Genomic DNA, 18,076 nt, shown 5'->3' on the forward strand with positions numbered 1-18,076 from the left:
GCACCCCCCATAAGTAGTTGGATGGAGGGTGAACGCCCTGCGCTCGGGGAACGTCTTCTGCATAGAGCGGTCGCCGGGTCGGGGCTACCATGCGGGATGACAGGGCTCGGATATCCCGGACCTGCCTGACCGCTCTGTGAGGAGCGACGAGATGTTCGAGAGGTTCACCGACCGCGCACGGCGGGTTGTCGTCCTGGCCCAAGAAGAGGCCCGGATGCTCAACCACAACTACATCGGTACGGAGCACATTCTTCTTGGCTTGATCCATGAAGGTGAAGGCGTTGCCGCCAAGGCTCTGGAGAGCCTCGGCATCAGTCTTGAAGGTGTGCGTCAGCAGGTCGAGGAGATCATCGGCCAGGGTCAGTCTGCGCCGTCGGGGCACATTCCGTTCACCCCGCGTGCCAAGAAGGTCCTTGAGCTGTCGCTCCGCGAAGCCCTGCAACTGGGACACAACTACATCGGCACCGAGCACATCCTGCTCGGCCTCATCCGTGAGGGCGAGGGCGTCGCCGCCCAGGTGCTGGTGAAGCTGGGAGCCGATCTCAACCGGGTCCGGCAGCAGGTCATCCAGTTGCTCCACGGCTACCAGGGCAAGGAGCCGGCCGCCGCGGGCGGTCCGACCGAGGCCGCACCGTCGACCTCCCTTGTGCTGGACCAGTTCGGACGCAACCTGACCCAGGCCGCCCGTGAGGGCAAGCTCGACCCGGTCATCGGCCGGGAGAAGGAGATCGAGCGGGTCATGCAGGTCCTGTCCCGCAGGACCAAGAACAACCCGGTCCTGGTGGGAGAGCCCGGCGTCGGCAAGACCGCCGTCGTGGAGGGCCTGTCCCAGAAGATCGTCAAGGGCGAGGTGCCGGAGACGCTCAAGGACAAGCAGCTCTACACCCTCGACCTGGGCGCCCTGGTGGCCGGTTCCCGTTACCGCGGTGACTTCGAGGAGCGGCTGAAGAAGGTCCTCAAGGAGATCCGCACCCGAGGCGACATCATCCTGTTCATCGACGAGCTTCACACGCTCGTCGGCGCGGGTGCCGCCGAGGGCGCGATCGACGCCGCCAGCATCCTGAAGCCGATGCTGGCCCGAGGCGAGCTGCAGACCATCGGAGCCACCACCCTCGACGAATACCGCAAGCACCTGGAGAAGGACGCGGCGCTCGAGCGACGCTTCCAGCCGATCCAGGTGGCCGAGCCCAGCCTCAGCCACACGATCGAGATCCTCAAGGGCCTGCGTGACCGTTACGAGGCACACCACCGCGTCTCCATCACGGACGGCGCCCTGGTGGCCGCCGCGCAGCTGGCCGATCGCTACATCAGCGACCGGTTCCTGCCGGACAAGGCGATCGACCTCATCGACGAGGCCGGCTCGCGCATGCGCATCCGCCGCATGACCGCGCCGCCGGACCTCCGCGAGTACGACGAGAAGATCGCCAACGTGCGGCGCGACAAGGAGTCCGCGATCGACGCGCAGGACTTCGAGAAGGCCGCCGCGCTGCGTGACCAGGAGAAGCAGCTCCAGCTCAAGCGCGAGCGCCGTGAGAAGGAGTGGAAGGCCGGCGACATGGACGTCGTCGCCGAGGTCACCGAGGAGCTCATCGCGGAGGTCCTGGCGACCGCCACCGGCATCCCGGTCTTCAAGCTCACCGAGGAGGAGTCCCAGCGACTGCTCCGCATGGAGGACGAGCTCCACAAGCGGATCATCGGCCAGGACGACGCCATCAAGGGTCTGTCCCGCTCGATCCGCCGTACGCGCGCCGGTCTGAAGGACCCGCGCCGTCCGGGTGGCTCGTTCATCTTCGCCGGTCCGTCCGGTGTCGGTAAGACCGAGCTGTCCAAGGCGCTGGCCGAGTTCCTGTTCGGGGACGAGGACGCGCTGATCATGCTGGACATGTCGGAGTTCATGGAGAAGCACACCGTCTCCCGTCTCTTCGGCTCGCCTCCCGGCTATGTCGGATACGAGGAGGGCGGTCAGCTGACGGAGAAGGTGCGGCGCAAGCCGTTCTCGGTCGTTCTGTTCGACGAGATCGAGAAGGCCCACCCCGACATCTTCAACTCGCTGCTGCAGATCCTGGAGGACGGTCGCCTGACCGACGCCCAGGGCCGGGTGGTCGACTTCAAGAACACCGTCATCATCATGACGACGAACCTCGGCACCCGAGACATCTCCAAGGGTCAGGGCGTCGGCTTCGCGAAGAACAACGACGCCGAGTCCAACTACGACCGGATGAAGTCGAAGGTCCAGGAGGAGCTCAAGCAGCACTTCCGGCCGGAGTTCCTCAACCGTGTCGACGACATCGTGGTCTTCCACCAGCTCACGCCGAAGGAGATCATCCGCATCGTCGACCTGATGCTGGCCCAGGTGAGCCTGCGTCTGAAGGACCGCGACATGGGGATGGAGCTCACGCAGGAGGCCAAGCAGCTGCTGGCCGACCGTGGCTACGACCCCGTGATGGGCGCCCGTCCGCTCCGCCGTACGATCCAGCGCGAGCTGGAGGACATCCTGTCCGAGAAGATCCTGTACGGGGAGCTCCGTCCCGGTCAGATCGTGAAGATCGGGATCGAGGGCGAGGGGGAGAACGCGAAGTTCACCTTCATCGGTGAGAACGCGCCGTCTCCCCAGGTCCCCGACTCGGCCGCGGCCATCGTGTAGCCGATCCAGGACCGGGGCAGGCCGGACATGGCCTGATTCAGGCCGAATGAGCAGACCCCGCCGTGAGGAGACTCACGGCGGGGTCTGCTCATTTGTTATCTAAGACGGTATTTCGCCACGACAGGTAGTACTACACTCTGTAGAGTGAGTTCGGTGACTCTCACCCGGACGATCTGAAAGCAGTACCGGCTGCGGTGAGAGCGGTATCGAGGTAAGCCCGGCGACGTACCGAGGAATCAGCTCCGAGAGTGACGCGGAGATCGGTGCCCGCGCGGGATGCTTCAGACGACCGGGCCGGACTCCCGGCCGGGAGGGCTCCGGCTCGCGCCGCCGTCGACGAGCGGCGCGGGGGTCATCGGGGACGCTTACACGGAAGCACGCTTTGGAGGCACGCATGCGTTTACGGCACGAGGACGGGACGCTCGTTCACCTGGCCTACAACGCGGGCGTGCACCCCGCCGAGGATCTGGAGAACCTCATCGCGCACCTCACCCGGTACGCGGTGCCGGTGCGCAAGCGCCTCGGGGTGGAGCGCATGGGGGTCGGCCTCTGGCTCTCCCCGAGCGTCGCCGACCATCTCACCTCCGACAGGATCGAGCTGGTGCGCCTGCGCCGATCCCTTGAGGAGCGCGGCCTGGAGGTCGTCAGCCTCAACGGCACCGGCGGCAGAAACCAGGAGGTCCCCGGTCCCGACTGGGCCAAGCCCGAGCGTTACCGCTACACGATGGCGCTGGCCAAGATCCTCGCCTTCCTGCTCCCGCAGGACGTCCGCTTCGGGAGCATCTCCACCATCCCCATCGGCTGGCGCCGCGACTGGCCCGCCGACCTGCACTCGATCGCCTCGCGACGGATGGAGCGCCTCGCCCGCGAGCTGCGCGGTCTGTACAGCGTCACCGGCAAGACGATCAGGGTCGGTTTCGAGCCGTGGCCCGGATGCGTGCTGGAGACCACCAAGCAGGCCCTCGACCGGGTCGGCGGCATCGACTCCGAGCACCTGGGCATCTGCCTGGACGCCTGCTATCTCGCGGGCGGCTCTGAGGAGCCGGGAGCCGCCCTGCGCGGCCTGGCGGACACCGGAGCCCCCGTGGTGAAGCTCGGCCACGTACACAACCACATGGCCGCCGCGTGCCAGGAGCTGCCCAGCACCCGCCCGGTCCTGGAGGACACCCTCACCGCGATGCTCTCCGGCGCGGTGAACGGCACCGCCCACATCGAGGTGGAGACCCACGATCTGGCCGTGCCCCTGCGGGGCAAGGGCCCCGGTGCCCTGGTCAACGTGATCGCCGAGGAGCTCGACTGGGCCCGCACCAGCCTCACCGCCCTCGGTCTGCGCCTCGCCGCCTGACCTTCCCGGCCCGACGCCCCGTCGAGCCTCGCTCGACGCCCTGTCGTGTCGATGTCGAGGGCGGACTCACCGCCCTCGGCGCCGGACGGCTCCGAGAGAGGTGTCCTGATCTCTCCGTGCCGCGGCGCCCATCACCGGGAAGTGTCACGGCGCTCATCACCGGGAAATCGTCGAAGCCCTCGGCTCCAGGAAGAGCCGAGGGCTTTCGCGGCGTCGGGACGGCACACCTCAGACGTACGAGAACTCCGGATGCGGGTGCATCAGGAAATCGTGGTGGGAGATGTTCCAGGCGTAGGCGCCGGCCATCAGGAACTGCACCAGATCGCCGGTCGCCAAAGCCGCCGGGACCCGGCGCGCGAGGGTGTCCTTGGGAGTGCAGAGCTGCCCGACGACCGTGACCGGCTCGCCCTCCTCGGCGATGACCATCGGCTGGTCGTGGCCCTTGGTCGCGGGCGTGCGGATGTGGTGGGTCCCACCCGCCACGATGGCGAACAACTCGCCGTGGACCCGCTTGACGTCCAACACACGGGTCACGTACCGCCCGCAGTAGACCGACACGGAGCGGCCGGGCTCGACGCGCAGCGTCTCACCGGGGCGGCGCAGCCCCGCCAGGCCTTTGCCGTAGGTCTCCCAGTCGAAGACGGCGCCGGGGTCGGCGTAGTCGACGGCCATGCCGCCACCGAGGTTGATCTCGGTCAGGCCAAGACCGCGGGCGTAGCCGAGCACGCCGTCGGCGACCTCCAGCATGCGCGGGGCGTCCAGGCCGCTGGCCAGGTGGGCGTGAACGCCGCGCAGGCGCACCGCGTCCTGGCGATCCAGGAGCGCGAGGCACTCCTCGACGCCGGCCGGGTCCATGCCGAAGGGGGTCGCGCCGCCGCCCATCGCCAGGGCCACGTCCCCCAGCGAGAGGGCCAGGTTGGCGCGGAGCAGCACGTCGGCCTCCCGCCCGGTGGCGATCAGGCGGCGCAACTCGTTCGGGCTTTCCACGTGCAGCCGTTCGACGCCGTGATCGAGGGCGAGCCGGAGCTCGTCGTCGGTCTTGCCGGGGCCGCCGAACGCGATCCTGGCCGAGGGGAGCACACCCCGCACATGCTCCAGCTCGCCACCGGAGGCGACCTCGACCCCGTCCACGTGCCGGGCCAGCACCCGCAGCAACTCCGGGTCCGGATTGGCCTTCGCCGCGTAGTACAGCTCGACTCCCGGAAGCGCGGCCCGCACCGCCGCCGCGTGCGCGTCCAGGGCGGCCAGGTCGTACACATAGGCGGGTAGCCTTCCGGCCGCCGCCAGCTCACGGGCTCTTACGGTGAGAGCGTCCACAAAAATCTCCGATGGATGTGGGATGCCGAAGATCAGGTGAGAGAAAACGTGGATTCGACGTACTACGCCGGTTGGTGACTCAGCCCGGGAGGCGGTAGGTGCCGTCGTCGAGGACCTCGGCCAGACCGTCCGCGATCAGGCCGTCGAGGGCGCGTTCGCGTTGCGGGGCGTCGTCCCAGACCACGTCGAGGGCGTCCTTGGGGACGGCGCCGTGGGCCTGGCGCAGCACCGCGAGGAGGCGGCCACGGCACTGGCGGTCCGTTCCCGCGTACGTCTGGCCCTTGCGCGCCGGGCCGTCGTGGGCCGGTTTGCCCGCGAGGCGCCAGGCGCACAGGTCGCTGATCGGGCAGTCGGCGCAGCGGGCGGCGCGAGCGGTGCAGACCAGGGCGCCCAGTTCCATCACGGCGACCGCCCAGACGGGTGCGCGGTCGGCGTCGGGGAGCAGGGAGGCGGCGAGCCTGCGTTCCGGGGGCGTGGTGGCCTTGGGCGGATACTCCTGCCCGCTGACGGCCCGCGCCAGGACCCGCCGCACGTTGGTGTCGAGAACCGCGTGGCGGCCCTTGAAGGCGAAGCTGGCGACCGCGGCGGCGGTGTACTCGCCGACGCCGGGAAGCGCGAGCAGGGCGTCGTGGCCGGTGGGGACCTCTCCGCCGTGCCGTTCGGTGATCGCGCGGGCGCACGCGTGCAGGTTCAGTGCCCGGCGGGGGTAGCCGAGGCGGCCCCAGTGGCGTACCGCCTCGCCGGGGGACTCGCGGGCGAGGGAGGCGGGCGTGGGCCAGCGCTCCATCCATTCGGTCCAGACGGGAAGCACCCTGACCACCGGGGTCTGCTGCAGCATGATCTCGCTGACCAGGATCGACCAGGGGGAGGCGCCGGGCGTACGCCAGGGAAGGTCGCGGGCGTTGCCGGCGTACCAGTCGAGGACGGGTTCGAGTAAGCGGTTCGGCTCGGGCACCTTTCGACGATAGTGCGGGCACGGACAGGCGCAGCCAGGCACGGGCAGGCACGGGCAGGCGCGGACGCCTCGGCCCGGCTTCGTCTGTCTGCACTTGGCGGTTTCTGTCCGCGCCTGGCTGTGCCTGCTCCGTGCCTGTTCCGTGCCTGCTCCATGCCCGCCCCGACCATTGACCTGCGGCCGAAACAGGCCGGAAGCGGCGGGTCGTCTCCTGTGGTCCGCCAGGACTAACCATACTGAGCGTATGGATCCCGACACGTTCCGTGGTGACGTCGGAGCCGACGTCTACTGGCGGCGCCGGATAGCCGCGCTTGTCGGTGTGCTCGTGGTGGTCGCCGTCGTGGCGTGGGCCTGCTCGTCGACGGGCGGGCCGGATGACGTCAGGGAGAGGAGCACCTCGGCCGCCGGACAGCAGACACCTGACCCGCTGACGGCCGTCCTGCCGACCATGACGGTCATCCCCTCGACGTCCGCGAGCCCGACGCCCACGCCGAAGGCGGCCGCGCGGCCCAGACGGCCGGGCGAGGCCTGCGTCTCCCCGCAGCTCGTGCTGAGCATGGAGGGCAAGGGGACGATCTACCCGGCGGGAGTCCAGCCGCGCTTCGTCCTCACCCTCGTCAACGTCGGCAAGGTGATGTGCACCATCGACGTCGGGCCGCGCGCGATGGAGATGCGCATCACCTCCGGCAACGACCGCGTGTGGTCGTCCTCCGACTGCGTCGGCGGCGACGCCGTCAAGATCCGCGAACTCGACCGGGGCATCCCGTACGTCAGGGAGCTGGTGTGGGACCGCCGCCGCTCCGGTGGCGACTGCACCGCCGACCGCGCCGCCGCCCTGCCGGGCACCTACGTCGCGGTGGTTCACGCTCCCGGCCTGAAGAGCCGCAAGGCGGTCTTCCACCTTCGGTAGCCGTCGGGTCTCCCGCCTGGCGAGACCTCAGGCGGTCTTCCACCTTCGGTGGCCGTCGAGGTTGCCGTCCGGCGGGACCTCAGCCGTCGAGGTTCCCGCCTGGCGGGACCTTGAGGCCGTCCTCGGGGATCATCGTGGGTGGCCTGGGCTCGCTTTTCGCGGTCGTTGGGGGCTGTCGAATCCGAGAGGGCGGGACACCGGGTACGCCGTGGGCTCACCCCGGCCCCGCCGGGGTCTCAGACGTAGCGTTCCAGGATGGACGACTCCGCGAGCCGGGAGAGGCCCTCCCGGATGTGGCGGGCCCTCGCCTCGCCCACCCCGCCCACCTCCTGGAGCTCGCCGATGCTGGCCGCGAGGAGCTTCTGCAGGCTGGCGAAGTGGTCGACGAGGCGATCGACCACCGTGTTCGGCAGACGCGGGACCTTGGCCAGCAGGCGGTAGCCCCGCGGGCTCACCGGGGTCTCCAGGGCGTCGTTGCCCGCGTGGCCGAGGATCTGGGCGACGACCGAGAGGTCGAGAAGCTCGGCGGAGGAGAGCTGGTCGAGCTCGTGCAACGCCTCGGCGAACTTGCGCGGGCGGCGGCCGGCCGCGGGCAGGTAGTCGCGCACGATCAGCTCACGGTCGCTCTCCGTGCCGGCGACGAGCTCGTCCAGCTGCAGGGAGAGCAGCCGGCCGTCGGTGCCGAGCTCGACCACGTATCCCGCGATCTCCTCGGAGATGCGCCTGACCATCTCCAGCCGCTGGGCGACCACCGCGATGTCGCGGACCGTCACCAGGTCCTCGATCTCCAGCGCGGAGAGCGTGCCGGAGACCTCGTCCAGGCGGAGCTTGTAGCGCTCCAGCGTGGCGAGGGCCTGGTTGGACTTGGACAGGATGACCGCCGACTCCTCCACCACGTAGCGGATGCCGTCGAGGTAAAGAGCGATGATCCGCATGGACTTGCTGAGCGAGATGACCGGCAGTGACGTCTGCAGGGCCACGCGCTGGGCGGTGCGGTGCCGGGTGCCGGACTCGTCGGTGGGAATGGACGGATCGGGCATCAGGTGCACGGCCGCGCGTACGATCCTGAGATCGCCGGAGTTGAGGACGATCGCGCCGTCCATCTTGGCCAGCTCGCGCAGCCGCGTCGCGGAGAACTCGACGTCCAGCTCGAAGCCGCCGCTGCATATCTCCTCGACCGTGCCGTCGTATCCCAGCACGATCAGGCCACCCGTGTGCCCGCGGAGAATGCGCTCCAGTCCGTCGCGCAGCGCGGTGCCGGGTGCGACCGCGGCCAGGACGGCTCTGCGACGTTCGTCGAGTCCTTTGTAGTTTGCTGGCACATGACCCCCGTGGTCTGCGTATAGCGCTCAAGCTTACCGGCGGAGGATCCGCGCGGTCCGGAATCGGTGGATGCCACGCGCCGTGCGGAGCCCGTGACGCGCCGCACCGGCGTGGGCGCCGGGGAGCCGCCGGGCGCGCCTCGCGTGGATCTCGTGATGGCGAGCGTCGGGGAGCCGTCGAGAGCGCCCCGCGTGGATCTCGTGGCGGCGGGTGTCGCGGGGTCGCCGACCGCGTTCCTTGCGGTGCCGGTGACCGGTCGCACCGTCGCAGGGCCGCCGGCCGCGCCGCGCCTGGAGCCCGTGGCGCGTATCAGGTGACATGGGTGAGGGCGTCCCAGACGTTCTCCGCCTCGACGACGTCGAAGCCGGGCGCGAAGGGCGCTCCGCGTCCGGCCATGCGGACCAGGGAGTGGTCGCCGTTGCGCTTCTTGCCCGTGTCGAGGGAGCCGGTGGGGACGAGCGCGCGGGTGAAGCCCAGCCGGGCGGCCTCCGACAGGCGGCGCCGCACGTCGCGCACCGGGCGCAGCTCTCCCGCCAGGCCCACCTCACCGAGCACCACCAGGCCGGAGGGGAGCGCCTTGTCACCCGCCGCGCTGGCGACCGCGAGCATCACCGACAGGTCCACGGCGGGATCGCTGAGCTTGATCCCTCCGACGGTGGCGGTGAAGACGTCGCATCCGCCCAGCTTGGCGTTGAGCCGCCGCTCCAGCACGGCGAGGACCATCGTGACCCGGTAGGTGTCGAGCCCGGAGGAGGATCGGCGCGGCTGCTGGGCCTCGGTCCTCGCGACCAGGGCCTGCACCTCGGCGGGCAGTGGCCGGGTGCCCTCCAGGGTGACCGTGACGCACGTGCCGGGCACCGGGTCGGTGCGGTGGGAGACGAACAGGCCGCTGGCGTCGGTGATGCCCTCGATGCCGCTCTCGTGGAGGTCGAAGCAGCCGACCTCGTCCACCGGGCCGTACCGGTTCTTGATCGCACGGACGAGGCGGAGCCGGGAGTGCCGGTCGCCCTCGAAGTGGAGCACGACGTCGACCAGGTGCTCCAGGGTGCGGGGACCGGCGATCGAGCCCTCCTTGGTGACGTGGCCGACCAGCACGGTGGCCATGCCGCGCTCCTTGGCGAGCCGCACCAGGTTTCCCGCGACCTCCCTGACCTGGGTCACCCCGCCGGGCACGCCCGTCGCCTGGGTGGAGCCGATCGTCTGCACCGAGTCGACGATGAGCAGGTCGGGCTGGACCTTCTCGACATGTGACACCAGCGCGCCCAGGTCGGTCTCGGCGGCGAGGTAGAGGCGGTCCTGGATCGCGCCGATCCGGTCGGCCCTGATCCGCACCTGGGCGGCCGACTCCTCACCCGTGATGTAGAGGACCGTCTGCTGTCGGGCGATCTTGGCTGCCGCCTCCAGCAGGAGGGTCGACTTGCCGATGCCGGGCTCGCCGGCCAGCAGCACGACGGCTCCGGGAACCAGACCGCCGCCGAGGACCCGGTCGAGCTCGGGCACACCGGTGCCGCGCGCGTGCGCCACCTCGGCCTTGACCTGGCCGATCGGCACCGCCGGTGCCGAGACCGCCCCGGCGGAGGCCACGCGTGCCCCCGCGGGAGCCGTTTCCTCCTCGACCGTGCCCCAGGCCTGGCACTCGCCGCAGCGCCCCACCCATTTGGCCGTCTGCCACCCGCACTCGGCACAGCGGTAGCCACCAGCCTTCTTCGCCATGGCCGCACGTTACCGGCAGAGCCCGACAACTTTCACCCGGTACGGCGTGCCGTACCGGGTGAAAGTCGCGGGGAGGTACGGAGCGCGCTTTCCTCAGATGTGGCCTTCGAGCTCGGCGAGGAGCAGGCGCTTGGGCTTGGCGCCCTTGATCTGCTGCACGACCTCGCCGCCCTTGTAGAGGTTGAGCGTCGGCAGGCCGAGGACGCCGTACCTCGCGGTGATCTCGGGGTAGTCGTCGGCGTTGAGCTTCGCGATCGTGACGCGGTCGCCGAGCTCGGCCTCGATCTCCGTGAGGATCGGCGCGATCATCTTGCACGGCCCGCACCACTCGGCCCAGAAGTCGACCAGGACGGGCTTGTCGCTCCGCAGCACCTGCTCGTCGAAGTTCTCCGCGGTCAATGTGATCATGATTTTCCCACTTTCCTCAGTACGCATCCTGGGCAGGCGGTGGTCAGCTGCGCCGCCACCTCCGCCCTCCGGGTGAGAAGCGTGCGGATCTCGTCGTCGATCTCCGCCAGTTTGCGCTGGTAGACGGCGACGGACTCCGGGCACGACCCCCCTGACTCGTGACCGGCCCGCAGGCAGGCGACGAACGGGCGGGCGTCGTCCAGGGTGAAGCCGACGGCGAGCAACGAGCGGATCTCGGAGACGAGCTTGAGATCCTCCTCCCCGTACTCCCGGTAGCCGTTGGCCGAGCGCCGGGCCGTGATCAGTCCCTGCTGCTCGTAGTAGCGCAGTGCCCGGGTGCTGACACCCGCCCGCCGCGCCAGCTCACCGATCCGCATCCGGCCCTCCCCACGGCACGACGATAGACCTTGACATCAACGTCAAGGTCAAGGCCCCGTCCCGTTGTTCCCGGTCGGCCCCGCGGAGGTCGTCGCCGTTTCAGAACCGCTTCCAGCGCAGCAGGTTGGGGTAGGCGATCTCCAGGCCGGGGGTCTCGGCGATGGCCAGGTCGGCGACCGCGGGGGTGAACTCGATGCGGAGCACGGCCTCCAGGTCGGCGCGGCGCTCGAAGGACATGCGCAGATCGAGCTTGTCCGTCTGCCAGCCCTGGCGGCTCCAGAAGTTCTCGACGGACCTGGCGGAGTAGGCGGGGATGGACTGGCCGAACCAGCGGCCGAAGGCGCCGCGGGTGGTGTCGATGTCGATCACGAAGGCCGCGCCGCCGCGCCGCATCACCCGGGAGAGTTCGGCCAGGCCCGGCTCGCACCCGGGGCCGAAGAAGTACGCCCAGCGGGCGACGGCCACGTCCACGGAGGCGTCGGGCAGCGGGATCGCCTGGGCGGTGGCGGTGTGGATCTCGACGTTCCGCAGGGCGCGGCAGCGGCGCCTGGCCAGCAGGACAAGGTCCTCGTGCGGCTCCACGCCGATCACCCGGGTGGCGGTCGAGGCGAGGGCGGGCAGGTGGTAGCCGGTACCGCAGCCGATGTCGAGGACCGTCGCCCCGGTCCACGACCGGATCGCCGACATCGCCGCCTCGGCGTGTCCCTCGGGGTCCACCGCCCGGTTTTCCAACTCGTAGATCTGGGGGGTGTTCCAGATGTTGGGGCTGGGGATGGAGCCCCTCAAGAACCTCGGCATGCCCTCACCGTAATGGTGTGATCTAGGCCGTGTCGGTGGTGGCGGACAGCACTGCCCTCCGGACCCGCTTAGGCTGGCAAATGTGAGCGACGTGAGCGATCGGGCCGGTCGGCCCGGCGGTGTTCGCGAGTGTGCGCTCCGAGCCGGAGACGAGGAAGCGGTATGAGCGTCCGTGTATCCAGCGCGAAGATCGCGCTGTCCACCGCGTCGGTGTATCCCGAACGTACTCCCGACGCTTTCGAACTGGCCGCGCGCCTGGGGTACGACGGTGTGGAGATCATGGTGGGCGCCGACCCCGTGAGCCAGGACGTCGATGTCCTGGAGCGGCTGTCGGACCACTACCACCTGCCGATCCTGGCCATTCACGCACCGTGCCTGCTGGTGACGCAGCGTGTGTGGGGCAAGGACCCGTGGGCCAAGCTCCAGCGCGCGCAGCGTGCCGCCGAGCGGGTCGGTGCCAGGACGGTCGTGGTGCATCCGCCGTTCCGCTGGCAGCGCGACTACGCGCGCGACTTCGAGATCGGCCTGGCCAGGATGCGTGAGGAGACCGACGTGGTCTTCGCGGTGGAGAACATGTTCCCGCTGAGGGCGAGGGGCAACGAGGTCGTCCCTTACTCTCCCGACTGGAATCCGGTCGACTACGACTTCCCGCAGGTCACGCTGGATCTGTCGCACACGGCGGTGTCCGGGTCCGACGCCCTGGAGATGTTCACCAAGCTCGGCGACCGGCTCGCCCACCTGCACCTGGCCGACGGCGTCGGGGTGCCGAACAAGGACGAGCACCTGGTTCCCGGGCGGGGCAACCAGCCGTGCGCGCCGATCCTGGAGCGGATGGCGGGCAACGGATATTCGGGGCTGGTCGTGCTGGAGATCAATACGCGCAAGGCGGCCAGCCGTTCCGAGCGGATCGACGACCTCGCGGAGGCGCTCGCGTTCGCCCGGCTGCACCTCGCGGCCTCCACCCCCGCGTGAGTGGGCCTGTCATGAGCACCACGGGCAGGCCCTCCAACGGCTCCTCGGACGGGTCCGTGGACGCGCCCGCGAACGGATCCTCGGAGAGGTCGACGGACGCCCCCGCGAACGGTCCCTCTGGAAGGTCAACGGCCACGCCCGCGAACGGGTCCACGGACGGACCTGCGGAGAGGTCCGCGGCCGGACCGGCGGAGGGGAGAAGGCGTCCGGGGCGCAGGCCGGGCTCGGCCGACACGCGAGGGCAGATCCTCGCGGCGGCGCGCGAGACCTTCGCGGAGAAGGGGTTCGACAAGGCGACCATCCGGGGCATCGCCCGGCGGGCGGAGGTGGACCCGGCGCTGGTCCACCACTACTTCTCCGGCAAGGAGAAGATGTTCGTCGAGGCGATGGAGCTGCCGATCAACCCCGAGAACGTCCTCGCGGCGATCATGGCGGGACCCCGCGAGGAGGTCGGCGAGCGGCTGGTCAGGCTCATCCTGACGATCACCTCGGAGGCCGGGGCGCGCCAGCCGGTGCTGGCGCTGGCCCGCACCGCGATGACGAACGAGCGGATGGTCGTCATGATCCGCGAGTTCGTGACCCGCGCGCTGCTCAACCGGGTCGCGGAGAGCCTGGACATCCCGCTGATCCGGATGGAGGCGGCCTTCGCGCAGATGTTCGGCGTGGTCCTGATGCGCTACGTCCTCCAACTGGAGCCGCTCGCCTCGGTGGATCTTGAAGAGCTGGTGAAATTGCTCACACCCACGATCCAGGGTTATCTCGACCCGCCGCGATAGGCTTCCCCGCCCTCCGGGGGCGCCCATAGAGGTCTTCCCGCTATATACCGCCGTATCTCCCACATTCCCACCATTCGGGCCGAGGTGCCGGCACGCCTCGCCGAGTCCCCGTCCTGCCGATGTCCAGGCCGCGCCCGCCGAGCCCCATGAAGCTCGAAGGTCACTTCGATGTCGTTCGGAGGCATGCAGAGCATTGTTCTGGGAACGGTGTTGACCGTAGGGTGACGACGGTCACCGGGGGTCTCCCGGCGAAGAGAAGTTACTCATCGGTAGTATCTGTGGGGACCCTCTGTCATCGTGGATGACCGGCGGTCGTACGCTGGCAGCCAACGCCGTCTGTGGGAGGACCAGTGCTCTGGGTAGCGATCATCGGGCTGGTCATGACAGCCGTCGCGCTCGCGCTCGCCGCGCGCCGCGTGTTGTTCCTGTACAACCTCGCCACCGTAGGGCCTCCCGCGCCCGAGCGCGTCGAGTACGCCAGGGCCAACCTGGGTGAGGAGATCAAGGCCCAGCTGGTCGAGGTGTTCGGGCAGCGGAAGCTGCTGAAGTGGACGGCCTCCGGTGTCGCGCACTTCTTCGTCATGTGGGCGTTCCTCATCCTGGCGACCGTCTATCTGGAGGCGTACGGCGCGCTGATCCAGGGGGCCGTCACCGGCACCCCCGACTTCCACATCCCGCTCATCGGGACGTGGCCGATCCTGGGCTTCCTGCAGGACTTCATCGCGGTCGCGGCCCTGCTCGGACTCATCGCCTTCGCGGTCATCAGGATCAAGAACTCGCCGAAGAAGCTGGGCCGCAGGTCCCGGTTCTTCGGCTCGCACCTCGGCGGTGCCTGGCTCGTCCTCTTCATGATCTTCAACGTGATCTGGACGATGCTCCTCTTCCGCGGCGCGGCGGCGAACACCGGCAACCTGCCGTACGCCTCGGGAGCGTTCGCCTCCGAGGCGACCGCCGCCCTGCTGCGCCCGCTGGGCCCTTCGGCCAACGAGACGCTCGAACACGTCGGGCTGCTCCTGCACATCGGCGTGATGCTGGTCTTCCTCGTGATCGTGGTGAACTCCAAGCACCTGCACATCTTCACCGCGCCGCTGAACGTGGCGTTCTCCCGGCGTCCCGACGGCAACGGCCCCGCCCAGCCGATGCGGATCGACGGCAAGCTCGTCGACTTCGAGGACGAGGAGCTCGACGGCGACCGGCTCGGCCGCGGCAAGATCGAGGACACCACCTGGAAGGGCTTCCTCGACTTCTACACCTGCACCGAGTGCGGACGCTGCCAGGACCAGTGCCCGGCCTGGAACACCGACAAGCCGCTCTCGCCGAAGATGCTCATCCTTGAGCAGCGCGACCACGCCTTCAAGGTCGCCCCGTACCTGATGGCCACCGGGGAGCAGCGCGCGGGCCTGCACGAGGACGTGCTGGCCCTGCTGGACAAGCCGCTGGTGGGCGAGGAAGGCGTGATCCACCCCGACGTGCTGTGGTCCTGCACCAACTGCGGCGCCTGCGTCGAGCAGTGCCCGGTCGACATCGAGCACATCGACCACATCCTCGACATGCGCCGCTACCAGGCGATGGTGGAGTCCAACTTCCCCTCCGAGGCCGGCGTCATGGTCAAGAACCTGGAGAACAAGGGCAACCCGTGGGGGATGTCCGAGATGAAGCGGGCCGACTGGGTCGAGGAGCTGGCGAGCCGCGAGGTCGACCCCATCGAGATCACGCTCATCGATGACAAAATGGGCGAAGATGTCGAATACCTCTTCTGGGTCGGCTGTGCCGGAGCGCTGGAGGACCGGGCGAAGAAGACCACCAAGGCGGTCGCGGAACTGCTGCACGTCGCCGGGGTGAAGTTCGCGGTGCTCGGCCCGATGGAGGCGTGCACCGGCGACCCGGCGCGCCGCCTGGGCATGGAGTATCTGTTCGACATGCTGGCCAAGCAGAACATCGAGACGCTGAACGAGGCGGGGGTCAAGAAGATCGTCGCGACCTGCCCGCACTGCTTCAACACCCTCGCCAACGAATATCCCCAGCTCGGCGGCACCTACGAGGTGGTGCACCACACCCAGCTGCTCGCCAAGCTGGTGGACGAGGGCAGGCTGGTCCCGATCACGCCGATCGAGGAGAAGATCACCTACCACGACCCGTGCTTCCTGGGCCGCCACAACAAGGTCTACTCCCAGCCCCGCGACATCATGGCCAAGGTGCCCGGCGTGAAGACCCAGGAGATGCACCGCCACAAGGACCGCGGCTTCTGCTGCGGCGCCGGCGGCGCGCGGATGTGGATGGAGGAGCGGCTCGGCAAGCGCATCAACACCGAGCGGGTGGACGAGGCGCTCACCACCGAGCCGGACACCATCTCCACGGCGTGCCCGTTCTGCCTGGTCATGCTCGGCGACTCGATCAACGAGAAGAAGAACGCGGGCGAGGCCAAGGAGACGCTGGAGGTCGTCGACGTCTCCCAGCTGCTGATCAAATCGATCAAAGGCCGGCCGGTAGAGGCGCCCTGACAGCGGGTGTGTCATCCGTCAGAGGGGACATTTTCCCGATGTTCCCTCTGACATAGGGTCAAGTCATCGTGAAAAGGATGTAAGGTCCGAAAACCTTTCTCCACATAACGGGAAAATCACGGTAACCTCAACGTCGCGTAGCTCATTCAACGGGGAGGGGGCTTGACGATGCCAGCCGTCGTCAGCGATGCCGAGGTTACCCTGGCCGATGTTCTCTCACTTCGGCTGGCCGTCGACGAACCCTTGGCCGACGGCACCGAACTGGTCCTGCGTAACCGGGCCACCTCGGTCGAGAGCCGGGTGCCGCTGGGCACTCCGGACGCACGGATGCGCAAGGCGGAGCTGGCGGTCTCGCTCGCCCCGCTCGCCCTCGGTCCCGGCCGCTGGGACACCTACCTGCAACAGGGCAAGGCGCGCACGCGGCTGCGCAGCGTCGACCCCGGATTCTCCCTCGACCATCTCGAGGCGTACGCGCTGAGCCGCCGCACGCTGGCCTACCGCGCCTACCGGACCCGCAACGGCTTCCTCGCCCTGAAGATCGACGACGCCCGGCCGACGGCGGAGGTCCGTTCCGTCTGGTTCAGGGAGGGGCGCTTCGAGGTCACCGGGCTGCTCGCCTTCACCGGCCTCGACGACGACGAGGCGAGGCACGAGGCGAAGCTCGCCCTGCGCCGCAGCCGGCCCGACGCCGAGCTGACCTCCATTGCAACGGTCCAGGGCGTGCGCTTCCACGCGGCGCTCTCGCTGTGCGACGTGCTCGCCGCCGCCCCCGACCAGACCGGCACCTGGGAGCCCTCCCTGGAGGTACGCGGCGTGGCCACACCGCTGCGGCTGGGCTCCCGGCTGGACGACGTCGACGGCAAGCGCCGCCGCCTGCACTACCCCGCCGCGCAGATCGACGGGGTGCCGATCCGTCCCTGCTACACGGCGGACGACGAGCTCAGGATCGAGGTCGGCGGGTGAGGATCTGCCTGCTCACCCCATCCGTCTACGGCATGCGCGGTGACGTACGCTCGATCGTCAACCTCGCGGGAGAGCTGGCAGAACGTCACGAGGTCGAGATCATCAGCGTCCGCCGCCAGCGGGAGAAACCGTTCTTCCCCGTGGCGTCCGGTGTGAAGCTCTCCTGGGTGGTCGACGCCCAGCCGGGAGGCAGATCCCTGCTTCCCCGAGGCCAGATGCGCACCGAGGTCGCCCTCTGGCGGCGGCTGCGCGGGCTGCGGGCCGACGTGCTCGTCAGCACACGGCCGGTGCTGAGCGTCCAGGTGGCCAGGCACGCGCCGCGCGACATCACGCGGATCGCCCGGGAGTGGGGCCGGCCGCCCGTACCGGGGCCGATCAGGAAGTTCTACCCGCGCCTGGACGCGGTCGCCACCGCCACCGAGACGAGCCGACAGGAGTGGGACCACCTCCTGGGCGGGAACGTGCCGGTCAACGTGATCCCCGACGCGCTGCCCGCGGGGCCGTGGCCGCGCTCGCGGATGGACAACCGCATCGTCGCCGCCGGAGGGCGTCTGGTGCCGGCGAAGGCACACGACCGGCTGATCCGCGCGTTCGCCGTCGTCGCGGGCAAACGCCCCGACTGGCGGCTGCGCCTGTACGGCGGGGGCCCGGAGGAGAAGCGCCTGCGCGCCCTCGTCGGTGACCTCGACCTGCACAACCACGTCTACTTCATGGGAACGACCTCCGACCTCACCGGCGAGTTCGCCAAGGCGTCGATCGTGGCGAGCACCTCCAGGACGGAGGTGCTCGGCATGGCCGTGATCGAGGCGATGGCGAGCGGGGTACCGGTGATCGCGTTCGGCGGCCCCCGTGGACCGGGCGAGCTCGTGGCCGACGGCAGGAACGGAGTGCTGGTCGCCGAGGGGGAGGACGAGATCGAGGCGTACGCGTCCGCGATGCTCGCGCTCATCGACGACGAGCGGCGGCGCAGGGAGCTGGCCGCGGGGGCGCTGGAGGTCGCGGCGGGCCACGGCGCGTCCTCGGTGGCCGACCGCTGGGAGAAACTGATCGCGGCGACATCCCGCCGCGCCTGA

The 18,076-nt window shown here is 69.4% G+C and carries 15 protein-coding genes; 8 read left to right on the forward strand and 7 right to left on the reverse strand.

The window, feature by feature from the left end; all coding sequences use genetic code 11:
• The first annotated feature begins 151 nt into the window (after positions 1 to 151).
• Together ACFY3V_RS28310 and ACFY3V_RS28315 are read left to right on the forward strand one after the other, a co-directional pair.
• Positions 152 to 2,644, forward strand: coding sequence for an ATP-dependent Clp protease ATP-binding subunit (locus tag ACFY3V_RS28310; RefSeq protein WP_350941525.1), 2,493 nt, complete (start codon positions 152 to 154; stop codon positions 2,642 to 2,644).
• A gap of 394 nt (positions 2,645 to 3,038) precedes the next feature.
• Positions 3,039 to 3,989: a TIM barrel protein gene (locus ACFY3V_RS28315; RefSeq protein WP_362897973.1), complete on the forward strand. Its 951-nt coding sequence runs from the start codon at positions 3,039 to 3,041 to the stop codon at positions 3,987 to 3,989.
• Between the two features lie 228 nt (positions 3,990 to 4,217).
• On the opposite strand, the gene ACFY3V_RS28320 is transcribed toward ACFY3V_RS28315, so the two are convergent.
• Positions 4,218 to 5,306 (reverse strand): alanine racemase, encoded by a 1,089-nt coding sequence (locus ACFY3V_RS28320; RefSeq protein WP_389777758.1) that lies wholly within the window; start codon positions 5,304 to 5,306, stop codon positions 4,218 to 4,220.
• A 79-nt stretch (positions 5,307 to 5,385) separates the two neighbouring features.
• Positions 5,386 to 6,261 carry an A/G-specific adenine glycosylase gene (locus tag ACFY3V_RS28325; RefSeq protein ID WP_350941521.1) on the reverse strand — a complete coding sequence of 292 codons (876 nt, stop codon included), beginning with the start codon at positions 6,259 to 6,261 and terminating at the stop codon, positions 5,386 to 5,388.
• 244 nt (positions 6,262 to 6,505) lie between these two features.
• Here ACFY3V_RS28325 and ACFY3V_RS28330 point away from each other — a divergent pair, with 244 nt between their 5' ends.
• Positions 6,506 to 7,171, forward strand: coding sequence for a hypothetical protein (locus ACFY3V_RS28330; protein ID WP_389777761.1), 666 nt, complete (start codon positions 6,506 to 6,508; stop codon positions 7,169 to 7,171).
• 236 nt (positions 7,172 to 7,407) lie between these two features.
• On the opposite strand, the gene disA is transcribed toward ACFY3V_RS28330, so the two are convergent.
• The 5 genes from disA to ACFY3V_RS28355 all read right to left on the reverse strand — a co-directional run bounded on the left by disA (position 7,408) and on the right by ACFY3V_RS28355 (position 11,791).
• Entirely contained in the window at positions 7,408 to 8,493 is a 1,086-nt protein-coding gene (gene disA / locus ACFY3V_RS28335; RefSeq protein ID WP_362897966.1) for a DNA integrity scanning diadenylate cyclase DisA, read from the reverse strand.
• A gap of 310 nt (positions 8,494 to 8,803) precedes the next feature.
• The gene (radA, locus tag ACFY3V_RS28340; RefSeq protein ID WP_350941518.1) at positions 8,804 to 10,207 is read right to left on the reverse strand and encodes a DNA repair protein RadA; all 1,404 of its coding nucleotides are present in this window, start codon (positions 10,205 to 10,207) and stop codon (positions 8,804 to 8,806) included.
• 93 nt (positions 10,208 to 10,300) lie between these two features.
• Positions 10,301 to 10,615, reverse strand: coding sequence for a thioredoxin (trxA, locus tag ACFY3V_RS28345; protein ID WP_350941517.1), 315 nt, complete (start codon positions 10,613 to 10,615; stop codon positions 10,301 to 10,303).
• Positions 10,612 to 10,992, reverse strand: a complete 381-nt coding sequence (locus tag ACFY3V_RS28350; RefSeq protein WP_362897959.1) for a MerR family transcriptional regulator — start codon at positions 10,990 to 10,992, stop codon at positions 10,612 to 10,614. The genes trxA and ACFY3V_RS28350 overlap by 4 nt, the downstream gene beginning before the upstream one ends.
• 100 nt (positions 10,993 to 11,092) lie before the next feature.
• Entirely contained in the window at positions 11,093 to 11,791 is a 699-nt protein-coding gene (locus ACFY3V_RS28355; RefSeq protein ID WP_362897957.1) for a class I SAM-dependent methyltransferase, read from the reverse strand.
• Positions 11,792 to 11,953: 162 nt separating this feature from the next.
• On the opposite strand from ACFY3V_RS28355, the gene ACFY3V_RS28360 reads away from it, so the two are divergent.
• The 5 genes from ACFY3V_RS28360 (at position 11,954) to ACFY3V_RS28380 (ending at position 18,076) form a co-directional block, all read left to right on the forward strand.
• The gene (locus ACFY3V_RS28360; protein WP_350941514.1) at positions 11,954 to 12,763 is read left to right on the forward strand and encodes a sugar phosphate isomerase/epimerase; all 810 of its coding nucleotides are present in this window, start codon (positions 11,954 to 11,956) and stop codon (positions 12,761 to 12,763) included.
• 11 nt (positions 12,764 to 12,774) lie between these two features.
• A complete protein-coding gene (locus ACFY3V_RS28365) occupies positions 12,775 to 13,539 on the forward strand; it encodes a TetR family transcriptional regulator (protein WP_389777766.1) in 765 nt (254 codons plus the stop codon).
• 350 nt (positions 13,540 to 13,889) lie between these two features.
• The gene (locus ACFY3V_RS28370; protein WP_362897953.1) at positions 13,890 to 16,040 is read left to right on the forward strand and encodes a heterodisulfide reductase-related iron-sulfur binding cluster; all 2,151 of its coding nucleotides are present in this window, start codon (positions 13,890 to 13,892) and stop codon (positions 16,038 to 16,040) included.
• 168 nt (positions 16,041 to 16,208) lie between these two features.
• Positions 16,209 to 17,003: a hypothetical protein gene (locus ACFY3V_RS28375; RefSeq protein WP_350943515.1), complete on the forward strand. Its 795-nt coding sequence runs from the start codon at positions 16,209 to 16,211 to the stop codon at positions 17,001 to 17,003.
• Positions 17,000 to 18,076, forward strand: a complete 1,077-nt coding sequence (locus tag ACFY3V_RS28380) for a glycosyltransferase (protein ID WP_350941510.1) — start codon at positions 17,000 to 17,002, stop codon at positions 18,074 to 18,076. The genes ACFY3V_RS28375 and ACFY3V_RS28380 overlap by 4 nt, the downstream gene beginning before the upstream one ends.

The sequence above is a fragment of the Streptosporangium sp. NPDC000095 genome, from assembly GCF_042899335.1.
In the GTDB taxonomy this organism is placed as follows: domain Bacteria; phylum Actinomycetota; class Actinomycetes; order Streptosporangiales; family Streptosporangiaceae; genus Streptosporangium.